This window comes from Paraburkholderia sp. BGA-UO-ETr-F12, from assembly GCF_059567945.1.
On the sequence record NZ_JCAQOZ010000023.1, the window covers coordinates 52,212 to 73,107 of the forward strand.

Here is a 20,896-nt window from a genome sequence, read left to right on the forward strand (position 1 = left end):
ACGATTGACGTTCGGAACCCATGACTCCTTTTTTATCGAAGCGGCTGCTGATCAATCTGGCGGTCGTCGCCGCGGCGGTCGGCGCGAACGCCTTCGTCGCCTACACGCAGATTTGCGGCCAGCGCGACGCTGACGCGCGCATGCTGCGTTCGGCGAACGTGCGTCAGAATCTCGACGCCTACCATACGGCGCTGGACGGCGGACTGGCCGCGCTCGGCCGTTTCGAAGCATCGGGTGAGGCCGCGCCCGTCACCGAGGCCGCCGCCATGGCGAGTTCGCTGGCCAACGTGGAGCGCGAGTTGCACAAGGAGCTCGCTGGCGAACCAGCCTTACTCGCTACGCTCGCCAAACTGAGTGTGGACAGTCACGCGCTGCAACGCGACATTGACGATGCACTGCTGAGGAGCGCTCACGCCACCCCGAACGAGTCGCGCGCGTGGGCGGCGTCGACTTATACCCACCTCGGGCTCGGGCTCGGCCGTGTGGAAACCAGTCTGGCAGCGCTGCGCCAGCAGGAGAATGACGTGTTGCAGGCGTCGGTCGCGGCGTCCGCGAACGAAACCCAGCGCGCCATGTTCCTGCTGATCGTGACGATGCTGGCCGGCAGCGCGCTTCTGATCTTCACGTTCGGCGCTCGCGAAAGCCGCGCGCGCGAGAAACTGCGCACGGTCCGCGCGCTCAATCGCAACGACGAGCGTTTTCGCGGACTGTTCGACGATCATCCGGTGCCGATGTACATTTTTGACCGCGAGACGCTGCGCTTTCTCGCCGTGAACGCGGCCACGATTCAGCAATACGGCTACTCGGAAAGCGAATTTCTCGGCATGACGATTCGCGCGATCCGGCCGAACGGCGAGATCTCGCGTCTCGAATCGCACCTGCAACGCAGCGACGTCCTGCACCACGGCCGCACGATGGCGGGCGTCTGGCACCATCGCCGCAAGGACGGATCGATGATCAGCGCCGACATTTCGTATCACGCGCTCAATTTCATGGGCCGCGCCGCCTTCTTCGTGCTGGCCGACGACGTCACCGAACAGATCAACGCCGAAGCCGAGGCGCAGCGTTCGAACCAGATGCTCGAGACGGTGATCGACAACATCCCGCAGCGGATTTTCTGGAAGGATAAGGAGTCGCGCTATCTCGGCTGCAACATGGCGTTCGCGCGCGACGCGGGGCTCTCTTACCCGGAGCAGGTGGTCGGCAAAAGCGACAACGACATGCCGTGGCGCGCCTTTGCCAGTCTGCTGAACGAGCACGACAAGGAGGTGGTGACCACCGGCGTGCCGAAAATGAATTTCGAGGTCGACCTGGTGATCGACGGCGTGCATCGCACCACCGTCACTAGCAAGCTGCCGTTCACCGACGGCGACGGTCGCGTGATCGGCGTGCTCGGTTCCTACACGGACATCACCGAGCGCAAGCGCGCCGACCTGGCCTTGCGTCTGCAAAGCCGCGCGCTCGATGCCAGCGTCAACGCGATTCTGATCACCGCGCCGTCGCCGTTGGGCAATCTGATCGAATACGTGAACCCCGCGTTCATGCGTATCACCGGCTACGATCCCGCTGAAGTGATCGGCCACGATTGCCGTGTGCTGCAACGCGACGACCGCGACCAGGAAGGCGTCGCGTTGATCCGTCAGGCACTTGCCGCGAACCGCGAGGTGAGCGCCGTGGTGCGCAACTATCGCAAGGACGGCGCGCTATTCTGGAATCAGTTGTTCATCGCGCCGGTGCCGAACGCGGAGGGCGTGATTACCCATCACATCGGTGTGATCAATGACGTGACCGATCTGATCCGCTATCAGGAGCAGCTCGAATACCAGGCCAACTACGACAGTCTCACGCGGCTGCCGAATCGCAACCTGCTGCGCGATCGTCTGCAGCATGCGCTGATCGTCGCGCAGCGGCATCACAAGGGCGTCGCGGTCGTGTTCATCGATCTGGACGGCTTCAAGAACGTCAACGACAGCCTCGGCCATAGCGTCGGCGACCGTTTGCTGGGCGTGGTGGCCGAGCGGCTCGCGCGCTGCACGCGAACCAGCGACACGGTCGCGCGGCACGGCGGCGACGAGTTCGTGATCGTGATGACCGATACCGTCGACGAGCAGTCGCTGATCGCGTGGATGGAGCGGGTGCGCGCGTCGATTTCCGAACCGGTGTGGCTCGACGGCACCGAGTTGTATGTCGGTTGCAGCATGGGCGCGAGCCTCTTCCCGCAGGACGGCGACGATGCGGAAACGCTGATGAAAAAAGCCGACCTCGCGATGTATCGCGCGAAGGACATGGGCCGTAACACATTCCAGTTTTACCAGCCGGAGATGAATGCGAGCGCCGGCGCGCGCCTGAATCTCGAACGGCGTTTGCGCCGTGCGTTGCGCGACAATGAATTCCTGCTGCACTACCAGCCGCAGGTGGATATCGAAAGCGGGCAGATCGTCGGCACCGAGGCGCTGGTGCGCTGGCACGATCCGGAGGTCGGTTTGGTGCTGCCGTCGCTGTTCATTCCGGTCGCCGAGGAGAGCGGCTTGATCGGGCCGCTGTCTGAGTGGGTGTTGCGCGAGGCGTGCCGTCAGAACAAGGCGTGGCAGGACGAAGGGTTGCCGCCTGCGCGGGTGTCGGTGAATCTGTCGGCGCGCGTTTTCCAGCAGCGCGATATCGCCAAGCTCGTCATGCAGGTGCTTGCCGAAACGGGGCTCGAGCCGCAGTACCTCGAACTCGAGTTGACCGAAAGCACCATCATGCGCAATGCCGAGGAAGCGGTGTCGATGCTCAACGAGTTGCATGCGCTCGGTATCGGCCTTGCGATCGACGACTTCGGCACCGGCTACTCGAGTCTCAGTTATCTGAAGCGCTTTCCGGTGGACCGTTTGAAGATCGACCGCTCGTTCGTGTCGGATATCGGCGTGTCGGGCGACGACGAAACGATCACCTCGGCGATTATCGCGCTCGCCCATTCGCTGAAATTGCAGGTGATCGCGGAAGGCGTGGAGACGTCGGCGCAACTCGATTTCCTGAGGGAGCGCGCGTGCGACGAGATGCAGGGTTTTTACTTTGCGAAGCCGTTGTCGACAGATGCGATTTCCGCGTTGTTCCAGGGTGGGGACACGCGAGAGCCGGTGGCGGTGTAACTGGGCGGCGACGCTACGCGGCGCTCCGGCGTAGCCGGCGTAGCGCTAGGGCACGTTGTCCGCGAGAATCCGCGCGGCCATGAAATCGATGAACACCCGCAAGCGGGGCGGCACGCTGCGTCCGGCCGGCCAGACGATACTCAGATCGATCACCCGCTCGACGTAGTCGTCGAGCACCGTGCAAAGCAGGCCGTCTTTTAGCGCCTGCCGCACCGAAAAATCCGGCATGCACGCAATTCCCAAACCGCGCATGGCGAAGCACACGCGCGTTTCGACGTTGTTGCAAACCATCGAAATCGGCAAGGTCACCTCGCGCTCACCGGCTTCGCGTCGCAACGGCCAGATCTCCAGCTTGCCGTTCTTCGGGTAGCGGTAGTGCAGACAGATATGGTTCGCGAGATCGGCGGGTTTTTGCGGCGTGCCGTGCCGGGCAAAATAGGCCGGCGCGCCAACCAGCACGACGCCGAATGAACCGATTTGCCGCGCTGCGAGGCGTGAATCCGCCAGCGCGCCGGTACGCACCACGACGTCGAAACCTTCGTCGATCACATCGACCACGCGGTCGCTGAAGTCCAGATCCAGTTCAATCTCCGGATAGGCCAGCATGAAATCGGCGAGTATCGGCAACACCAGCGAACCGACCAGCGGCAGACTCGCACGCAAGCGGCCGCGCGGCGAGCCGGCGCTTTGCGATATTTCCAGTTGCGCTGCTTCGATTTCGGCAAGGATGCGCCGGCTGCGTTCGAGAAATTGCATGCCGTCGGTGGTGAGCGTGATGCTGCGCGTGCTGCGATGAAAAAGCCGCACGCCGAGCTTTTCTTCGAGGCGCGCGATGCGCTTGCCGACTGCCGACGCCGACACGCCGAGTAGCCGCCCGGCTGCGACGAAGCTGCGTGTCTCCGCCACCTGCACGAATACCAGGAACCCGCCCAGACTTTCCACCGTTGCCTCCAATTCCGGACATAAATGTCCGTAGACTGAGGAACTCTATCCCAGTTTTTCTTCATTTGCCGGATTCGTATGATGGCCGCATCCCTCTGATTGGAGCCGTCATGACTGAATTGTCCGCGCTGTCCCGCTCTGCTCGCGATGCCGCGCCACTCTCGCTGCGGGTCGATGCGGTGATCGATAGAGCGCTGGCTGAGCAACGCCTCGTTGGCGGCGTCGTACTGATCGCCGAGCGCGGCGAGCCGGTGTATCGCCGCGCCGCAGGTCTCGCCGACCGCGAGCATGAACAGCCGATGCGCGAAGATACGCTGTTCCGGCTCGCGTCGATTTCGAAGCCGATCGTCTCGACGGCCGCGATGGTGCTGGTCAGTCAGCAGCGCCTGGGGCTCGACGACGCAGTCGAGCGCTATCTGCCCGAGTTCACGCCGCGTGGAGCGGACGGCGGCGCCGTGCACCTCACCGTGCGGCATTTGCTGACGCATACGGCGGGCCTCGGCTACCGTTTTCTCGAACCTGATGAGCACGGTCCGTATGCCCGCGCAGGTGTTTCCGATGGGATGGATCGCGCCGGCATTACGCTCGCTGAGAACTTGCGCCGGATTGCCGGCGTACCGTTGCTGTTCGCGCCGGGGACGGCTTGGGCCTATTCGCTGTCGATCGACGTGCTGGGCGCGCTGATCGAACGCGTGACGCAGTTGCCGCTGGGCGACGCGGTGCGTGATCTCGTCACCGCGCCGCTTGGGATGAACGACACCGCCTTTTATACGCTCGACGCGCAGCGTCTCGCGACACCCTACGTGAGCGATGTGCCGCGACCGCACCGCATGCGCGACAAGGAACGCGCGACACCGTTCGAAGGAGCGGTCGGCATCGATTTCGAGCCGGCGCGCGCGTTGGATCCCGAAGCGTTTGCGTCAGGTGGCGCGGGCATGGTGGGTTGCGCCGACGACGTGCTGCGTTTGCTCGACACGCTGCGCGACGGCGGCGGCGCTTTGCTGCCGCGTGCGATCGTCGACGAAATGGGCCGCAATCAGACGGGCGAGATGGGGCCGCCCGATCAGCCGGGCTACGGTTTCGGCCTGGGTTTTTCGGTGCTGCGCGATCCGCTCGCCGCCGATTCGCCGGAGTCGCCCGGCACCTGGCGCTGGGGTGGCGCGTATGGCCATTCCTGGTTCGTGGACCGTAGCCGCGGTCTGAGTGTCGTTGCGTTGACCAACACATTGTACGAAGGCATGTCGGGGGCGTTTGTGAACGAACTGCGCGATGCGGTGTACGGCGTGAGCGCGGCCAAGGTTCAGGGAGCGAGCCGCTCATGAGCGAATTCGACCAGGACCTGGCTGACGCCGCGACGCGTCCGGGACCATCAGCACGATCGGCACGTTCGGCACAATCGCCCGAATCTGCTGGCCGCTTGCCGCTATCTGGTTTGCTCGCGCTCGCCACGGGCGGGTTTATCACGATCCTTACCGAGGCCTTGCCCGCCGGCCTGCTGCGCGAAATGAGCGGCGACTTCGGGGTTTCAGCTGCACTGATCGGGCAGCTCGTCACCGTGTACGCGGCGGGGTCGTTGCTGGCGGCTATTCCGCTTGCAATCGCGACGCGCGGCTGGCGCCGTCGTCCGCTGCTGCTGATGGCGATCGCGGGTTTTATCGTCGTCAATACGGTAACGACGCTGTCGACGAACTACACGCTCACGCTGGTTGCGCGTTTCTTTGCCGGCGTGTCGGCGGGTCTGCTGTGGGCGCTGCTTGCCGGCTACGCGGCGCGCATGGCGCCGGCGCATCTGCAAGGCCGTGCCATCGCGGTGGCGATGACGGGCGTGCCGCTGGCCTTATCGCTCGGCATTCCACTTGGGACGCTGATGGGCGCTTCAATCGGCTGGCGTTATACGTTTGGTGCGATGAGCGTGCTGACGGTCGTGCTGCTCGGCTGGGTCCGCTGGCAGGTGCCCGATTTCGCCGGTCAGGCGGCCGGACGGCGCACGACCTTGAGTGACGTGCTCGCCTCACCCGGTCTCAAGGCCGTACTCGCGGTGATGTTCACCTATGTGTTCGCGCATACCATTCTCTACACTTACATCTCGCCGTTTCTTGCGCTCGCACATTTGCAGCAGCGCGTGGATGTCGTGCTGCTTGTGTTTGGGGTGATGGCGCTTGTGAGTATCGCGATCGTCGGCGTGCTGGTGGACCGGCATCTGCGCCGGCTGACGCTGATCAGTGTCGCGCTGTTCGGTGCGGCCGTCGTGACGCTCGGTCTGGCGAGCGATCTGCCGGCCGTTGTCTATACCGGGGTGGGGGTATGGGGGCTCGCGTTCGGTGGTGCCGCTACGCTCTTTCAAACGGCCTCGGCGCGTGCCGCGGGCGAGGGCGCCGATGTCGCGCAATCGATGATCGTCACGTTCTGGAATCTCGCGATAGCGGGCGGCGGGGCGTTCGGCGGCATTGCGATGGACCGGTACGGCGCGGTCTCGCTGCCGTGGGCGGCCGCCGTGCTGCTGATCGGTACGCTGCTGTGCATCGTTATCAAGGCGGGCATCAATGCGCAGCGCCACAGCCGTACACGCCGCGCGGCGGCCACTGCCGCTGCGCGTCTCGATCTCTGCGGCCGCCAGTGAAAGCGAGGGGCGGCGGCTGAGTCGCTGTGTGCCGCGCAGCAATCGACGATCGATACCCGTTCGTGTTCGGCGGGTATTTCAGGCGGCAGGCGTGTCGAGGAAAACCGGCAGTTGTTCCGCCACTTCGGAAAATGCCTGCAAGTGGGGGTGCGCTGCCTTGGTGACGATCTCCGGCAAAAACATCTGCGTGAAATTCCACGCGACGGCTACCGCCACGTCCGCCGCACCGAAACGGTTCGGTTCGACCGGCAGCGGCGCCGCCGCGAGTTCCTCTTCGAGCGCGCGATAAGCGGCATGCAATTGCTCGGTCACCCGCTTGATCCACGGCTCATGCTGTTTCTCCGCCGGCCGCAGATTGCGTTCATAGACGATCTGCACGGTCTTTTCAGAAGCGGCCAGCGCGAGACCGGTGAGGCGGGCCGCCCGCAGGCAGTGGTCCGCCTGGGTCGGGAAAATCCGTTGATCCGGTGCGGCGAGTGTGGCGACGTATTGCAGGATCACGGTCGAATCCATCACCTGCTGGCCGTCGTCCAGAATCAGCGTGGGCGCTTTCACGACCGGGTTGATCTTCGCGAACGCGTCGTAAGTGCTGAACACCGAAATCGACTGATGCTCGAAGTCGAGCTTCAGCAACTTCAGGCAAATAGCGACCCGGCGCACGTAGGGTGAATCCAGCATTCCGATCAGTTTCATCTCAATCCCGTTAGAAGTTCTATATGGCTGCCCGTGCGAGCGGGTGGGCGGCGATTTGCCTGTCAGGCGGTGCCTACGGAGCGTGAAGGCAATAGATTAACCGTCTTTTCATGGCAGAAAAAGCGACATTATTCGACGGTTTACGTCAGAATTTCTTACATGAAACCCATTCCGCCCCTTGCTGCTCTGCGCTGCTTCGAAGCCGTCGCCCGGCTCGGCGGCGTGACGCCGGCCGCGCGGGAGTTGCATGTCACGCATTCGGCGGTCAGTCAGCAGATCAAGGTGCTGGAGGAGTCGATGGGCGTCGCGCTGTTCGTGCGCGAAGCACGTGGCCTGCGCCTTACCGACGACGGCCGGCTGTACGCGCTCGAAATACGCTCCGCGCTGCGCGACATCACCCTGGCGACCCGCCGTGCGCAGGCGCGTCCGCATCAAAGCGATCTGGTGATCTCAACTGTGCCGTCGTTCGCGCAGCATTGGCTCGTGCCGCGCCTCGCGAGCTTGCGTGAGGCGCATCCATACTATCGCGTGCGCCTGATGACGAATCTGCAGATCGAGGATTTTCGCCAGGGCACCAGCGACATCGGCATTCGCATGGGGCAAGGGCATTGGCCGGACGTCGCACAACAGAAACTATTCGACGACGACATGCTCGTGGTCGCGGCACCGCATTTCGCGTTCGGGCCGCATGGCCGTTTTCCTCGCACGGCCGAGGACGTGCTCGCATGTCCACTGATCTCGAGCCCCGACGCGCCCTGGAGCGACTGGTGTCAGGCGGCGCAGGTGGCCGAGCCGGCCGCCGAAGCGACGGTCTTGTCGGCGAACGATTCGAACATCGTGATTGGCGCCGTGCTGCTCGGGCAGGGCGTCGCGCTCGAGCGGCGCAGCCTTGTCGCGCATGCGCTCGCGCGGGGCGAACTGGTGCAGATCACCGACATCCGCGTGCCGTATCGCTATCCGTACTGGCTGGTCTGGCAGCAACGCGAGATCCTGAACGCGAAACAGGCGCATTTCGCCCAATGGATCGATGGGCAGGTCGACGCTTATTTGCGTCACGGTTCGTGAGCGTGCGCGCCGCCTGGCACATGCGGCGGCCGCTTGCAGGGGGATTACCGGTTTGCGGGCGCGTGACAGTCGTATATATTCGGGATTCCCGTCTCAGACTTCCCGGGATCCACGAAGCATCGATTCACGTGGCGTTGCGCCCGCCTGTCGCTGCTCGCACTCCGTCAAGGGCGTTTCGCCGTCGAATATCTTCCAATACGACTGGAGAGAAAAATGACGTCTTCACCTGCAAAGAAATGGGCTGTGCTGTTGACATCGGTTGTACTGAGCGTGGCTTCGGTTGCACCGGCGTTCGCAGAAAACGACGCAAGTGCTCCGGCAGCCGATGCCACCAATGCCGCCAAGCCGTCGGCCGCGTCCAAGGCAGCAGCCAAGGCGCAACGCAAGGCCGCCCGCAAGGAGGCGCGTGCCAAGAAGAACGCAGAGTTGAAGCAATTGGAGAGCAACGGGTATAACCCGTCGCGTAACGATCCGAACTATCCGACGGATCTGCAGAACGCGCAGAAGAAGGCGGCTGCTGGTGCGGCGGCGAGCCAGTAAGCGGCTGCGGGCCGGACAGCGATTGCGGGTTCGGCTGCGTTTGGACCGGGTAGCAGGGGCGCAAGCCGCCTTGCAAACGCAACCGGGTGAGGACAATCTGTGAAGTTAAGCGAGGCGCTCAGGCGCCTCGTTTTCGTTCAATGCCACCAATTGCCGTTTAATCCAGCACGGGCAGCGCGCGCGGGCGCCGGTCGCTGTCGGTTGCGACGTAGGTCAGGGTTGCTTCGGTGACCTTCACGAGGTCTTCGGTCAGACTCATACGCTGCGCGTAGACCTCGACTTCGACGGTGACCGACGTGTTGCCCGTCTTGACGATGTCCGCGTAAAAGCTCAGCAGATCGCCGACGAACACCGGCTGCTTGAAGACGAACGAATTGACCGCGATGGTCGCGACCCGGCCGTTGGCGCGGCGGCTTGCCGGAATCGATCCGGCGATATCCACTTGCGCCATGATCCAGCCGCCGAACACATCGCCGTGGACGTTCGCGTCCGACGGCTGCGGAACGACGCGCAGCGCGCAGTGCTTTTGCGGAAGTTGGAGGATATCGGTCATCGGGGCACCCTTGAAATTCGTAATGGCTCGGTCGGCTCGGTCGGCTCGAGCGGCAGGCGGGGATTTCATGGCAACTGCACGACGCAGTGACACCGCATCGGCGCGGTCCACCTGCAACCGGGCGGCCGGTCAACCCATGAAAAGCGGCGCCAGCCAGCTTCTGCGACAATAGAAAGATCAGGAATTGTACGGGAAAGCGCCCAGCCGGGTCGCGCGACATCGAGCAGAGTGCCGGGTTGGCATGCTGCCGGTCGGCGCGCCGCTGCGAACTCCGTCGCTTCCATCCTCTCCCCAGCCGATCCCATGCGCCGTACGCCCTCGTCCGAACCTTCCCCGATCTCGACCCAGCCGCGCAACGACTGGCAAACGATCCTGTCCTTACTGCCTTACCTCGCTACTTATAAATGGCGCGTCGGTTTCGCGCTGAGCTGTCTGATCGGCGCGAAGGTCGCGAATCTCGGCGTGCCGATCGTAATGAAGCGGATTATCGACGGCCTCGCGTCGGTGAAGCATCTCACCGCGCTCGGCCGTGCGCACGATTCGCCCGGCATCGTGCTGCTTGGCGGAGTCGGTTTGATGGTGGTCGCTTACGCGGTGGTGCGGCTGTCCACCTCGCTTTTCACCGAGCTGCGCGAGATCCTGTTCGCGAAGGTGACCGAAAGCGCGGTGCGCCAGCTCGCGCTGAAAGTGTTCCGCCATTTGCATGCTTTGTCGCTGCGGTTTCATCTCGATCGGCAGACGGGTGGCATGTCGCGCGATATCGAACGCGGCACGCGCGGCATCACGCAACTGATTTCGTATTCGCTGTACAGCATTCTGCCGACCCTGGTCGAGGTCGGCCTCGTGCTCGGCTTTTTCATCGTCAAGTATGAGGCGTATTACGCGATCGTCACGTTCATTGCGCTTGCCGCGTACATCGTATTCACCGTGAAGGTCACCGAATGGCGCACGCATTTTCGCCGCACGATGAACGAGCTCGATTCAAAGGCGAATTCGCGCGCGATCGATTCGCTGCTCAACTACGAGACGGTGAAGTACTTCGGTAACGAGGAGTGGGAAGCACACCGTTACGACGAAAATCTCAAGCGCTATCGCACGGCCGCGATCAAATCGCAGCGCTCGCTGTCGGCGCTGAACTTCGGGCAGCAGGCGATCATCGGCACGGGTCTCGTGTTCATCCTGTGGCGCGCGACCGGAGGTGTGATGGCCGGGCGCCTCACGCTCGGCGACCTGGTGCTGATCAACACCTTCATGCTGCAACTCTATATCCCGTTGAATTTTCTCGGCGTCGTATATCGGGAACTGAAGCAGAGCCTCACCGATATGGATCGCATGTTCACGCTGCTGGGTGCGACGCAGGAAGTGCCCGACGTGCCGGACGCGCCCGCGTTGCGGGTGAGCGGTGCGCAGGTGCGCTTCGAACATGTGAACTTCTCGTATGAGCCGGCGCGGCAGATTCTGCACGACGTGAGCTTCACGATTCCGGCGGGCAGCACTACGGCAGTGGTCGGCCATAGCGGCTCGGGCAAATCGACGCTCGCGCGGCTGATGTTCCGCTTCTACGATCTGGATCGCGTTACGGGCGGTGCGATCACCATCGACGGCCAGGATATTCGCGACGTCGCGCAGGATTCGTTGCGCGCCTCGATCGGCATCGTGCCGCAGGATACGGTGCTGTTCAACGATTCGATCTACTACAACATTGCTTATGGCCGTCCGTCGGCTACTCGCGAGGAAGTGATCGCGGCGGCGCGCGCGGCGCATATTCACGACTTCATCGAAGGACTGCCGAAGGGTTATGAAACGCCGGTCGGCGAGCGTGGCCTGAAGTTGTCCGGCGGGGAAAAACAGCGCGTCGCGATTGCACGGACCATCCTCAAGAATCCGCCGATCCTGTTGTTCGACGAAGCGACCTCGGCGCTCGATTCACGTTCGGAACGTGCGATCCAGCATGAACTGGATCAGATCGCCCGCGAGCGTACGACGCTGATCATCGCGCACCGGCTTTCGACGGTGGTGCACGCGCAGCAGATCATCGTGATGGACAAAGGGCGGATCGTCGAGCGTGGAACACATGCCGAATTGTTGAGTGCGAACGGGCTGTTCGCGCAGATGTGGGCGTTGCAGCAGCAACGTGCAGCTGAAACGCCGGAGTCGGCGGAAGCGGTGAGCGCGGGCGAGGGCGGACGGTGAGGTGTTGCGTCGGCGCCCAAGGCGGCGTGGAGCGTGACGAGGCGAGCTTGCGTGAACCTGGGCGAGCTTGGGCGAACCTCTTGCGCCGGGTGCCCGGCGCTTATCGCGCGCTCAGGCGCTGATCCAGAGTCTGTAGCTGTGCCGGCGTGCCGACGTTTTCCCACAGACCCTCATATACCTCCCCGCTCGCGAGACCGCGCGCAATCGTCTCGCGATAGTACGGCGTGAGCGCGCGCCGCGTGCCGCGCGGCAGATCGCGAAACATCCGTGTGTCGTAGAGACCGATGTTGCCGAATGTGAAGCGCGGCTGCGCATCGAGCGACAGCGTCCCGTCCACCAGGCCGAAATCGCCGTTCGGGTGAAACGCCGGGTTCGGCACCATCACCAGATGCATGCCGGGCGTGGCTAGCGCGTTCAGCGCTTTGGCGCGCGTGTCGAGTGTCGCGTAGTCGAAATCCGCGTAGACGTCGCCACTGACCGCGACGAAGACTTCGCTCCTGCCCTCGTCCTCCAGCAGCGGCAGCGCTTGCGCGATACCGCCCGCCGTCTCCAACGCCTCGTGTTCCGCCGAGTAACGCAAGTGCACGCCCCAGCGTGAACCGTCGCCTAGCGCGGCTTCGATCCGCTCGCCGAGCCACGCATGGTTGATCACAATGGTTTGCAAGCCGGCGCGCGCGAGGCGTTCGATCTGCCATACGATCAACGGCTTGCCGCCCGCTTCGAGCAAAGGTTTAGGGCATGTGTCGGTTAACGGACGCATGCGCTCGCCGCGCCCGGCGGCGAAAATCATCGCTTTCTTCAGAGACATCGTCATCGGTCAGAAGGTGTAGCCGACTTCATTCGCGCGGCCTTCGAGATCGTCCAGCAGTTTCGCGAACGGACGCAGCGGCGCATAGCGTTCGGCGACCTTGCGGGCATAACCGATAAAACGCGGCAGATCCTTCATGTAGTGCGGCTTGCCGTCGCGGTAGTTGATCCGGCAGAACAGCCCCAGCACCTTGATGTGCCGTTGCAGCCCCATCCATTCGAGCTGGCGGTAGAACTCGCCGAAATCCGGATCGACCGGCAGGCCGGCTTTTTTCGCGCGCTCCCAGTAGTACACGAAGCAATCCAGCTCGAACTCTTCGTCCCAGCCGAGGAAGGCGTCGCGCAGCAACGAGGCGGCATCGTAGGTGATCGGGCCGTACACCGCGTCCTGAAAGTCCAGCACGCCGGGATTCACGGGGTTGGGCTCGGCCGCGATCATCAGATTGCGCGGCATGAAGTCGCGCAGCATGAAGACCTGCGGCTGTGCCCCGGCGCTGGCGATCAACAGCGCGAAGGTGCGATCGAGCATGCCGCGGGTCTTTTCGTCGACCTCGCGGCTCAGATGGCGGCCGAGGAACCACTCCGGCATCAATTCCATCTCGCGGCGCAGGAAGGCTTCGTCGAACGGCGGCAGCACGCCTTCGCGCGAGGTGAGCTGCCAGCGGATCAGCGCATCGAGCGCGTCGCGCATCAGCGAGCGGGCGCGGCGGGGCTCATTCCCGCTTTGTGCCTCGGTCAGCGCACCGAGGTACGAAGCGGTGCCCAGATCGGTGACAAGCATGAACCCGGTGTCGAAGTCGACCTCCAGCACACGCGGCACATGCACATTGGCGGCCTCGAGCAGATGCGCGACCTGCACAAATTCGCGGCACTTTTCGGGCGGCGGGGCGTCAACGGCGATCAGGGTGCCGCTGCTGCCGCCTTCCGCCGCCTTACAGGCAAGCCGGAAATAGCGCCGGAAACTGGCGTCGGACGAGGCCGGGGCGAGCGTGTCGAGTTCGAGCGCATAGCGTGCTGCGTGGGCGTTCAGCCATGCCTTGAGCAGGTCGAGGCGGCTGTCGGCGGGAGCTTGGGTGGAGTCTTTGGAGAGGGGCAGCGTCATGAAAACCGGCGGCAAATTCAGGGGGGCAACGTCTTGCCATATAATACCCCACGACTTTTTTGACGCGACTCACGCCGGCTTTCGCGCATTCCGCTTTACCGCCCGCCTCATCGTTCGACAGATTGTAAATATTGATGTGCAGCCGACTGTCACGGTCGGGGTGTGCAGGCGGTGGATCGTGACTGCAGAAGCTGACGGACGGGCCGATTCGCCAAACGATACATGCCGCCTAGACAGCTTTCCCAAACGACTTCCTCTTGTGCCGTAGTGCCGCGCAAAAGGCGGCTCGTAGCGGCGTTGATCGCCGTTCCGGGCCTGATGCCCGCGCTTGCGCACGCCCAGCTGGTGGGGGAAGCGGCGCAGCCGCAACCTATCGACGCGCCGTGGGGCATGCAGCTCGCCCCGCAGCTCGAAGACCATCCGTTGCAGGCCAGCCAGAAGCCGGCCACTTTCGTGCTCGGCGACACGACGAGCGGCACCACCGATCAGGACCTGGCCGCGAAAGGCTCGGCCGAGGTGCGGCGCAATACCTTCGTCATCAAGGCCGACGCGCTGCACTACGATCAGGACACGGACATGGCCGATGCCTACGGCCAGGTTCACCTGAACAACAACGGCGCCGTCTTCTCCGGCCCCGAAGCGCATATGCGGGTGGACTCGAGCGAAGGCTTCATGTCGGCGCCGAAGTATCACTTCAACGTGACCGGCGGCTCCGGCAGCGCGGAGCGCGTCGATCTGCTCGACACCGAGCGTTCGGTGTTCACGAAGGGTACCTACACGGCTTGCTCGTGCTCGGACAATCCGGCCTGGTACCTCAAAGGCGGCGAGTTCGATTTCGACACCGGGGCGGACGAAGGTGTCGCGTACAACAGCGTGCTGTTCTTCCAGGGCGTGCCGATATTCGCGTCGCCGTGGCTGTCGTTCCCGCTGTCGGGCGACCGGCGCAGCGGTATTCTGCCGCCTTCGTACTCGGTGAGTTCGACGAACGGCTTCGAGCTGTCGCTGCCGTACTACTTCAACATCGCGCCGAATCGCGATCTGACGGTCACGCCGCGCCTGATCTCGAAACGCGGTGTGCAGCTGCAGTCGACCTTCCGTTATCTGTCGCCGACGTATTCGGGCTCGATCACCGGTGAGTTTCTGCCGGACGACCACCTGACCCACACCAACCGCTACGCGCTGTACATCCAGCACAACCAGAACTTCGGCAACGGGTTCGGCGGTTATATCTACTACAACAAGGTCTCGGACAATACGTATCCGGAAGACCTGTCGTCATCGGTCAGTCAGTTCCTGAACGGCACCCAGCTTCTGTATCAACAGGAAGCCGGGTTGACCTATAACAACGGCCCGTGGTCGGTGCTCGCCCGCGAACAGCACTGGCAGACGCTGACGCCTTCGGTGGCGCCGTATGGCCGCGAGCCGCAGTTGAACGTGAAGTACGCGAAGTACAACGTTGGCGGTTTCGACTACGGCGCGGAAGCCGACTACACGAATTTCCGCATCACGACCGGGGACCTGACCCAGGGTCAGCGGGTCATGTTCAACCCGTATGTGTCGTATTCGGTGGTCGGACCCGGGTACTTCGTTACGCCGAAGGTGCAGTGGCACCTTGCGTCGTACAACCTGAACAACATCAGCAACGACGTACCGGTCGGCACGCCGAAGAATTTCACCGAATCGATCCCGACGCTCAGCTTCGACACCGGGCTGATTTTCGACCGTTCGGTACGGCTCTTCGGGCAGGATTACATCCAGACGCTCGAGCCGCGGATTTACTACGTCTATACGCCGTACCGCAACCAGGCGTCCGCGCCGCTGTTCGATACGGCCGACTCCGACTTCGGTCTGGCGGAAATCTTCACGCCGAACACCTTCGTCGGCAACGATCGGATCGCCGACGCGAACCGTCTGACCGCGGCCATCACCACGCGCTTCATCAACCCGGCAACGGGCGACGAACGCGCGCGCTTCGTGATCGCGCAGCAGTATTACTTCCAGGATCAGCGCGTCACGCTGCTGCCTACGCAGACCAGCACGCAGGCCACGCATTCGGACCTGATCCTGGGGGCGTCGCTCAAGCTCGGCGCCGGTTTCGCTTCGGAAACGGCGTTCCAATATAATGCCGACAACAACCAGTTGGTGAAGACGAGCGTCGGCTTTGGCTTCAGCCCGGCCTCCGGCAAGGTGATCAATGTCGCGTATCGCTACACGCGCGCGAACACCACGCTGGATAACACGCCGATCAACCAGGTGCTGATTTCGGGGCAGTGGCCGCTGACGCATCGGGTGTACGGGGTAGGGCGATTCAATTACGACCTGGGCGGGCATCGGATCGTCGACGGTCTAGTCGGTCTGCAATACGACGCCGACTGCTGGACGCTCGGCGCCGGGATTCAGCGCTATGCGAACGGCCTGAATACGTCGGGGCAGAATCAGTCGAGCACGCGGTTTCTCGCGCAGTTGACGCTCAAGGGCTTGTCGACCGTCGACAACGGGCTGATTCCGGCGTTCCGCGCCAGCGTGGCTGGCTATACGCCGTTGCCGCCGCCGCCGCCGCCGGAATCGCGTTTCACCAATTACGAATGACGCTGGCGCGATCATTTATCGCATGCGAAAAGACGGGCCAGGCGCGCCCGACATCATTGGAGTATCTGTGGCAATCATGAAAAAGCTTCGCTTGGCAACACTTGCGGCCGGTCTGGTCGCCGCAGCGTCTTTCCTGTCGGTTGCGCCCGCTCAGGCGCAGGCGCTGTCGTCCGGCAATAATGGCCAGACGGTCGACACCATCGCCGCAGTGGTCAACAACGGTGTCATTACACGGCGCGAGCTCGACGATCGCATCGGCCTGATTACCCACCGGCTGAACCAGCAGAACGCCCCGGTTCCGCCGATGGACCAGTTGCGCCAGCAGGTGCTCAACCAGATGGTGCTGGAACGCATCCAGTTGCAGAAGGCGAAAGAAGACGGCATCAACATCGACGATGCCGCCGTGCAAAAAACGCTCGAACGGCTCGCGCAGGCCAACAACATGTCGCTCGACATGTATCGCTCGCGCATCGAGGCGCAAGGCGTGCCCTGGGCCACCTTCACGAAAGACGCACGCACCGAGCTGACGCTCTCGCGTCTGCGTGAGAAGGAAGTGGACAGCAAGGTCACGGTGTCTGACGCCGAGGTCGCGAACTACATTGCCAGCCAGCGCGGCCCGAATGCCGGTCTGACGAGCGATCTGCACCTTCAACACATCTTCCTGAAGGCGCCGCTGAACGCCTCGGAAACCGATATCGAAACCGCGCAGAAAAAGGCTCAGGCCCTGCTGGCCGAAGCCAAAGGCGGCGCCAACTTCGAGAAGCTGGCGAAGTCGAATTCGCAGGCACCGGATGCGTCGAAAGGTGGCGACACGGGTTTCGTGCCGCCGTCCAAGCTGCCGCCTGAGTTCGTCAAGGCCGCTTCGACGCTGCGTCCGGGCGAGATCAACCCGGATCTGATCCGCACCAACGACGGCTTCGAAATCTTGCGCCTCGTCGATCGTCGCGCCGGCCAGGGCACCAGTTCCGATGCACCGAAGCTCGTGCAAACGCACGTTCGCCACATTCTGCTGCGCGTCGGCGACGGCATGTCCGAGCCGCAAGCGCGTCAGAAGCTGCTTGAGATCAAGAACGAGATCGCCGCGGGCGGCGACTTCGCGAAGTTCGCCCGCACGTACTCGCAAGACGGTTCGTCGTCGCAAGGCGGCGACCTCGGCTGGATCAGCCCGGGCGAGACGGTGCCGGAATTCGAGCGCGCGATGAACAGCCTGCAGGACGGCCAGATCAGCGATCCGGTGCGCAGCGAATACGGTTACCACCTGATTCAGGTGCTGGGCCGCCGCGAATCGGAAGGCTCGGTTTCACAGCAGATGGATCTGGCGCGTCAGGCGATCGGTCAGCGCAAGGCGGAACAGGCCTACGCCGACTGGCTGCGCGAATTGCGCGACACCGCTTACGTGGAAGTGAAGCCGAATCTGTCGAGCATGCAATAAACATCATGACAAGCGCCGCGCAGCCTACCAGCCTTCCGTTACAGATCGCGATCACGACCGGCGAGCCCGCCGGCGTCGGCTCCGAGCTGACCGCGCAGGCGCTGGCGGGTGCGGCGGCGCACTGGCCTCACGCACAGTTCACCGTGCTGGGCGATGCGGATTTGCTGGCCGACCGCGCGCGCGCGGTCGGGGTCGATTGGGCTGCGTTGCTGGCGCAAGGCAAGCGCGTGCGGGTGCAGCATAGGCCGCTCGGCGCGCCCTCGCTGGCCGGCAAGCTGGACGCCGCCAACGGCCGCTACGTGCTCGATCTGCTCGACTGCGCGATCGACGGCGCCGTGGCCGGCACGTTCGACGCGATCGTCACCGCGCCGCTGCAGAAGAGCACCATCAACGACGCCGGCGTCCCGTTCACCGGCCACACGGAATATCTGGCCGAGCGCACGCACACGCCGCGCGTGGTGATGATGCTGGCCGGCACGGGCAAGCGCCCATTGCGCGTCGCGCTGGCTACCACGCATCTGCCGCTCAAAGACGTCTCCGCCGCGCTAACGGTCGACGGGATCGTCGAGACGCTGCGCATCGTCGATCACGATTTGCGCCATCATTTTGGTTTGCCCGCGCCGCGCATCCTCGTGACGGGGTTGAACCCGCATGCGGGCGAAAACGGTTATCTGGGCCGCGAGGAAATCGAGGTGATTTCCCCGGCACTGAAGCTCGCGAACGAGCAAGGCATCGACGCTCCTGGCCCCTATCCGGCGGACACCTTGTTCCAGCCGCGTTACCTGGAGCAGGCCGACTGCGTGCTGGCGATGTTCCACGATCAGGGTCTGCCGGTGCTGAAGTACGCGACCTTTGGCGAAGGCATCAACATCACGCTCGGCTTGCCGATCATTCGCACCTCGGTCGATCACGGCACCGCGCTCGATCTGGCCGGCACCGGCCGAGCCGACGCGGGCAGTCTGATCGCCGCGATCGATGCGGCGGTTTCGATGGCGCAGCACCGCCGCGCGGGCTGATCCAGCAGCCGCGCAGACGGGGCGTACGCGCTCCTCGGCGTTTGCTGTTTTCGTGTTCGTGGCGCGCGTGGCCCTGGTTTGTTGCCGGGTTGTTCCCGGTTGCTCCCGCTTGTTCCCGAGTGCTCCTATTCTTAAGCAATTCTCTTTCATAGCGTTTCTCCGATGTCCACCAGCAGACAGCAACAGGGCCGCCACCAGGGCCATATCGCGCGCAAGCGTTTCGGGCAGAATTTTCTGGTCGACATGGGCGTGATCGATTCGATCGTCGACGTGATCCGGCCGCAGCGGGGCGAGCGCATGGTCGAGATCGGGCCAGGGCTTGGCGCGCTCACCGAACCGCTGATCGAGCGCCTGGCAACCCCCGAGGCGCCGTTGCACGCGGTCGAGCTGGATCGCGATCTGATCGGCCGTCTCAAGAGCAAATTCGGCGCCTTGCTCGAGTTGCATGCGGGCGACGCGCTTGCGTTTGACTTCGGCACGCTGGCAGCGCCGGGTGAGAAGGCGTCGCTGCGCATTGTCGGCAATCTGCCGTACAACATTTCGAGCCCCTTGCTGTTTCATCTGACCGCCTTCGCGGATCGCGTGATCGATCAGCATTTCATGCTGCAGAACGAAGTGGTCGAGCGCATGGTGGCGGAGCCAGGCACCAAGGCGTTCAGCCGCCTGTCGGTCATGCTGCAATATCGCTACGTGATCGATAAGCAACTCGACGTGCCGCCCGAGGCATTCCAGCCGCCGCCGAAGGTCGACTCGGCGATCGTGCGGATGATCCCGTACGAACTGCATGAATTGCCGGCCGTGGACGAGCGCGTGCTCGGCGAGGTGGTCACGGCGGCCTTCTCGCAGCGGCGCAAGATGCTGCGCAACACGTTGGCCGCGTTCCGCGATCTGGTGGATTTCGAAGCGCTGGGTTTCGATCTGCAACGTCGCGCCGAAGATGTGCCGGTGGCCGAATATGTGCGTGTGGCGCAGATCGTGGCGGCTTCGCCTGCGCGCGGCACCGCAGCCGCGGACATTGAGACTGACGACGCGTGAGTCGCGTCGTACGGTCCCGAACCGAAGTAAGCGCGCGGCGTCCTGCAGCGCGTGCGAAACGCGCCGCGCGCACTCCAACCGCTACGCAGCAGCCCGCTTCACGGGCGCATTGACCAGCGCAATGCCGACGAGCACGAGCGCCGCCGCCATCAGAAAGCGCAGGCTGAACGACTCGCCGAGCAACAGTACGCCGAAGGTCACGCCAAACAGCGGCGTCAGGAACGAAAACACCGACAGGCGCGACGCGACGTAACGGGTCAACAGCCAGAACCACACCAGATAGCTGACGAACGCCACGATCACCGCCTGATACGCAACGCTCATCACTGCGAGTGGCGTGACGGTTTCCACGCGCGCCTGGCCGAGCCCCAGCGCGAGCGCGAGCAGCACTACAGCCGACACCGTCAATTGATAGAACAGCGTCTTGCTGGCGCTCGAGTGGGCCAGTCGCGTGGCGCGGACCACCACGGTGGTCGCGGCCCACAAGATGCCGGCCAGCACGCCGAGCGCGTCGCCGGCGACGCCCTGCAGGGTTGAGCCCTGTGCCGCGTGGTCGTGCAGGAAACCGTCGGCGAACGCTAGCGCCATGCCCACGAACGCCACCAGGATGCCGAGCCACTGGGTGCGCCGCATCCGCTCGCCATCGGCGAACCAGTGCAGGCCGAGCGCTGTGAAGCAGGGTGCGGTGTACAGAAACACCGCCATGCGCGAAGCGCTGGTTAGCGTCAGGCCGAGAAAAATGCACACGAATTCGCCGGCGAACAGCACGCCCGCGAGCAAGCCGGCGCCCAACGTGCCGTCGTCGCGAAACAACGGGGTGCCGCGCGAGCGCGCCCAACCCCAGACCAGCACCGCGGCGATCGCCGAGCGCAAACCCGCCTGGAATATCGGTGGCAATGCGGTGTTGGCGCTCTTGATCGCGACTTGCTGCAGTCCCCAGATCGCGCACAAACCAATCATCAGAAGGATGGCGAAGCTGTCCAGGGTGCGGCGGGCGGGCAGGGCGGTGGCGCTCATGGGTCTCGTGGCGTTGTCGTTATAGATCGTACGATATCAAACCCGTCCCTCCCGCCGTGCGATGACCCCACCGCCTACGCGTGCTTCTTACAATCTGCAAGCGTTTCGATGAGAGAACAACACTTATGTCTGTCTATTTTCTTACTGCCCCGATTTCGCGC

General features: G+C 63.6%; 16 protein-coding genes. 10 read left to right on the forward strand and 6 right to left on the reverse strand.

Translation table 11 applies throughout. From position 1 onward, the window contains the following. Window positions 1-20: 20 nt before the first annotated feature. Window positions 21-3,131, forward strand: coding sequence for a sensor domain-containing protein (locus AC57B6_RS08905; protein WP_106355331.1), 3,111 nt, complete (start codon window positions 21-23; stop codon window positions 3,129-3,131). A 45-nt stretch (window positions 3,132-3,176) separates the two neighbouring features. On the opposite strand, the gene AC57B6_RS08910 is transcribed toward AC57B6_RS08905, so the two are convergent. Then, window positions 3,177-4,073, reverse strand: coding sequence for a LysR family transcriptional regulator (locus AC57B6_RS08910; protein WP_030102085.1), 897 nt, complete (start codon window positions 4,071-4,073; stop codon window positions 3,177-3,179). Window positions 4,074-4,183: 110 nt separating this feature from the next. On the opposite strand from AC57B6_RS08910, the gene AC57B6_RS08915 reads away from it, so the two are divergent. Then, window positions 4,184-5,395, forward strand: a complete 1,212-nt coding sequence (locus AC57B6_RS08915) for a serine hydrolase domain-containing protein (protein ID WP_496421002.1) — start codon at window positions 4,184-4,186, stop codon at window positions 5,393-5,395. A 17-nt stretch (window positions 5,396-5,412) separates the two neighbouring features. After that, the gene (locus AC57B6_RS08920) at window positions 5,413-6,693 is read left to right on the forward strand and encodes an MFS transporter (RefSeq protein WP_496421014.1); all 1,281 of its coding nucleotides are present in this window, start codon (window positions 5,413-5,415) and stop codon (window positions 6,691-6,693) included. A 78-nt stretch (window positions 6,694-6,771) separates the two neighbouring features. Here the strand turns inward: AC57B6_RS08920 and AC57B6_RS08925 are convergent, their stop codons facing one another. Further along, window positions 6,772-7,386 (reverse strand): glutathione S-transferase family protein, encoded by a 615-nt coding sequence (locus AC57B6_RS08925; protein WP_046566819.1) that lies wholly within the window; start codon window positions 7,384-7,386, stop codon window positions 6,772-6,774. Window positions 7,387-7,545: 159 nt separating this feature from the next. On the opposite strand from AC57B6_RS08925, the gene AC57B6_RS08930 reads away from it, so the two are divergent. Continuing rightward, window positions 7,546-8,451 carry a LysR substrate-binding domain-containing protein gene (locus AC57B6_RS08930; RefSeq protein ID WP_252888706.1) on the forward strand — a complete coding sequence of 302 codons (906 nt, stop codon included), beginning with the start codon at window positions 7,546-7,548 and terminating at the stop codon, window positions 8,449-8,451. A 213-nt stretch (window positions 8,452-8,664) separates the two neighbouring features. Next, a complete protein-coding gene (locus tag AC57B6_RS08935) occupies window positions 8,665-8,991 on the forward strand; it encodes a DUF4148 domain-containing protein (RefSeq protein WP_496421003.1) in 327 nt (108 codons plus the stop codon). A 157-nt stretch (window positions 8,992-9,148) separates the two neighbouring features. On the opposite strand, the gene AC57B6_RS08940 is transcribed toward AC57B6_RS08935, so the two are convergent. Continuing rightward, window positions 9,149-9,544: an acyl-CoA thioesterase gene (locus AC57B6_RS08940; RefSeq protein WP_028198896.1), complete on the reverse strand. Its 396-nt coding sequence runs from the start codon at window positions 9,542-9,544 to the stop codon at window positions 9,149-9,151. 303 nt (window positions 9,545-9,847) lie between these two features. Between AC57B6_RS08940 and AC57B6_RS08945 the strand changes: the two genes are divergently transcribed. Beyond that, window positions 9,848-11,737, forward strand: a complete 1,890-nt coding sequence (locus AC57B6_RS08945) for an ABCB family ABC transporter ATP-binding protein/permease (protein WP_496421004.1) — start codon at window positions 9,848-9,850, stop codon at window positions 11,735-11,737. Window positions 11,738-11,837: 100 nt separating this feature from the next. On the opposite strand, the gene murU is transcribed toward AC57B6_RS08945, so the two are convergent. Next, window positions 11,838-12,551, reverse strand: coding sequence for an N-acetylmuramate alpha-1-phosphate uridylyltransferase MurU (gene murU, locus AC57B6_RS08950; RefSeq protein ID WP_496421005.1), 714 nt, complete (start codon window positions 12,549-12,551; stop codon window positions 11,838-11,840). A gap of 3 nt (window positions 12,552-12,554) precedes the next feature. Next, window positions 12,555-13,646 carry an aminoglycoside phosphotransferase family protein gene (locus AC57B6_RS08955; protein ID WP_496421006.1) on the reverse strand — a complete coding sequence of 364 codons (1,092 nt, stop codon included), beginning with the start codon at window positions 13,644-13,646 and terminating at the stop codon, window positions 12,555-12,557. A gap of 222 nt (window positions 13,647-13,868) precedes the next feature. Here AC57B6_RS08955 and AC57B6_RS08960 point away from each other — a divergent pair, with 222 nt between their 5' ends. The 4 genes from AC57B6_RS08960 to rsmA all read left to right on the forward strand — a co-directional run bounded on the left by AC57B6_RS08960 (window position 13,869) and on the right by rsmA (window position 19,718). Beyond that, window positions 13,869-16,235, forward strand: a complete 2,367-nt coding sequence (locus tag AC57B6_RS08960) for an LPS-assembly protein LptD (protein WP_030102078.1) — start codon at window positions 13,869-13,871, stop codon at window positions 16,233-16,235. A 67-nt stretch (window positions 16,236-16,302) separates the two neighbouring features. Then, window positions 16,303-17,667, forward strand: coding sequence for a peptidylprolyl isomerase (locus tag AC57B6_RS08965; protein ID WP_028198891.1), 1,365 nt, complete (start codon window positions 16,303-16,305; stop codon window positions 17,665-17,667). Between the two features lie 5 nt (window positions 17,668-17,672). Continuing rightward, complete coding sequence (pdxA, locus tag AC57B6_RS08970) at window positions 17,673-18,683, forward strand: 4-hydroxythreonine-4-phosphate dehydrogenase PdxA (RefSeq protein WP_496421007.1); 1,011 nt, start codon at window positions 17,673-17,675, stop codon at window positions 18,681-18,683. 162 nt (window positions 18,684-18,845) lie between these two features. Beyond that, window positions 18,846-19,718 (forward strand): 16S rRNA (adenine(1518)-N(6)/adenine(1519)-N(6))-dimethyltransferase RsmA, encoded by an 873-nt coding sequence (rsmA, locus tag AC57B6_RS08975; protein WP_030102077.1) that lies wholly within the window; start codon window positions 18,846-18,848, stop codon window positions 19,716-19,718. An 81-nt stretch (window positions 19,719-19,799) separates the two neighbouring features. On the opposite strand, the gene AC57B6_RS08980 is transcribed toward rsmA, so the two are convergent. Beyond that, window positions 19,800-20,735, reverse strand: coding sequence for a DMT family transporter (locus tag AC57B6_RS08980; protein WP_496421008.1), 936 nt, complete (start codon window positions 20,733-20,735; stop codon window positions 19,800-19,802). Window positions 20,736-20,896: the final 161 nt, after the last annotated feature.

Coding starts and splice junctions, on each gene's coding strand:
- AC57B6_RS08905 (WP_106355331.1), top strand. CDS start 21: ATGACTCCTTTTTTATCGAAGCGGCTGCTGATCAATCTGGCGGTCGTC.
- AC57B6_RS08915 (WP_496421002.1), top strand. CDS start 4,184: ATGACTGAATTGTCCGCGCTGTCCCGCTCTGCTCGCGATGCCGCGCCA.
- AC57B6_RS08925 (WP_046566819.1), bottom strand. CDS start 7,386: ATGAAACTGATCGGAATGCTGGATTCACCCTACGTGCGCCGGGTCGCT.
- AC57B6_RS08930 (WP_252888706.1), top strand. CDS start 7,546: ATGAAACCCATTCCGCCCCTTGCTGCTCTGCGCTGCTTCGAAGCCGTC.
- AC57B6_RS08935 (WP_496421003.1), top strand. CDS start 8,665: ATGACGTCTTCACCTGCAAAGAAATGGGCTGTGCTGTTGACATCGGTT.
- AC57B6_RS08940 (WP_028198896.1), bottom strand. CDS start 9,544: ATGACCGATATCCTCCAACTTCCGCAAAAGCACTGCGCGCTGCGCGTC.
- AC57B6_RS08945 (WP_496421004.1), top strand. CDS start 9,848: ATGCGCCGTACGCCCTCGTCCGAACCTTCCCCGATCTCGACCCAGCCG.
- murU (WP_496421005.1), bottom strand. CDS start 12,551: ATGACGATGTCTCTGAAGAAAGCGATGATTTTCGCCGCCGGGCGCGGC.
- AC57B6_RS08955 (WP_496421006.1), bottom strand. CDS start 13,646: ATGACGCTGCCCCTCTCCAAAGACTCCACCCAAGCTCCCGCCGACAGC.
- AC57B6_RS08960 (WP_030102078.1), top strand. CDS start 13,869: ATGCCGCCTAGACAGCTTTCCCAAACGACTTCCTCTTGTGCCGTAGTG.
- pdxA (WP_496421007.1), top strand. CDS start 17,673: ATGACAAGCGCCGCGCAGCCTACCAGCCTTCCGTTACAGATCGCGATC.
- rsmA (WP_030102077.1), top strand. CDS start 18,846: ATGTCCACCAGCAGACAGCAACAGGGCCGCCACCAGGGCCATATCGCG.
- AC57B6_RS08980 (WP_496421008.1), bottom strand. CDS start 20,735: ATGAGCGCCACCGCCCTGCCCGCCCGCCGCACCCTGGACAGCTTCGCC.